Source organism: Paenibacillus sp. OT2-17, from assembly GCF_009827695.1.
GTDB lineage: Bacteria > Bacillota > Bacilli > Paenibacillales > Paenibacillaceae > Paenibacillus > Paenibacillus polymyxa_B.
The window spans coordinates 1-1,118 of sequence record NZ_WUDQ01000857.1; the positions used below are offsets into that span (position 1 = coordinate 1).

At 45.1% G+C, this 1,118-nt stretch carries 1 protein-coding gene and 1 pseudogene; both read right to left on the reverse strand.

Going from position 1 to position 1,118, the window contains the following annotated elements; all coding sequences use genetic code 11:
* Positions 1-30 precede the first annotated feature (30 nt).
* Positions 31-420: pseudogene (locus tag GRP75_RS27695) on the reverse strand (response regulator transcription factor); the annotation flags it as partial.
* Positions 421-530: 110 nt separating this feature from the next.
* Positions 531-1,118, reverse strand: a 588-nt coding sequence (locus GRP75_RS27700) for an acyltransferase (RefSeq protein WP_160790977.1), incomplete at its 5' end; no start/stop codon positions are given.

Below are 1,118 nucleotides of genomic sequence, written 5' to 3' on the forward strand. Positions count from 1 at the left end.
GGAGAGTTCATCCAGTATCATTTCATGCTACAAAGGGGAGGAGTGGGTGTATTTCCGTACTATGCGCAGCTGGGATTTGATGCGTGCCACCAGCTCCAACGGGCTGAACGGCTTAGTGACATAATCATCGGCCCCAACGCTGAGTCCTGTGATTTTGTCCATATCTTGTCCCTTCGCAGACAACATAATAATCGGAAAATGCTCGGTTTCTCTGATCTTCATGCAAGCTTCAACCCCGTCCATATTGGGCATCATCACATCAAGCACCATCACATCTATCGATTCCCGACTGACTTGCTCCAGCGCTTCCAGTCCGTCTCGTGCCATAAGCAGTCGATATCCTTCATTTTCCAAATAAATTTGCATCAGCTTAATAATTTCAGGTTCATCGTCTACTAATAAAATGGTTCCGTTATGCATGGTTGTGCACCCTTTCTGTTCTTTCCAGCAGTATACAATATGGGCGTATTATATACCTTTTTAAAGATGGAGGCTATGGACACTCATCTCAGTTCGCTTGCTTGGGGTCGTCAGCCTTTGGATAGTGCTGTTTCAGTTGAAGAAATACGGTTTTCTTGCTTGAATTGTCTTTTTTCTATTTCTGGTAGTTGACCGAACAAGATCCAAGCAAATGGCAGGAAACGGGAGATGATCGACACGACGAGCCAAGAGCAAAGAAGTGCAAAGAAAAAACCTCCGGCATACCACGCATGAATAAGCTGCGGAGAACCGATATGTGGTGAAAACTGCCGATACAGGAGCAGGAAGAACGGATGAATCAGATACACACCAAAGGACAGTGTGCCCAGACATTCCAGTTTGCGAGTGACAAAGGAATCTTGTCGTCTGTACATTAAAAAGGAAATCTGTAGTATTACCAGAGTGCTAGACAGGCTGTACATATTATACATAAGTTCAAAAACTAGCGAATTGTACGAGATTCCGTACATTCTATTTTCGTACCACATATAGACATGCATGGTGGCTGAAATCAGCCATAAAGCCCAAATTGCGATCCATGTCAGCACTCCGGCAACACTTCGTTCCCCCTTACGCATCAGAAACCACGTTCTCAGCTGTGGGTAGTAGTAACCGAGAGCAGCACCCAGCATGTAGCA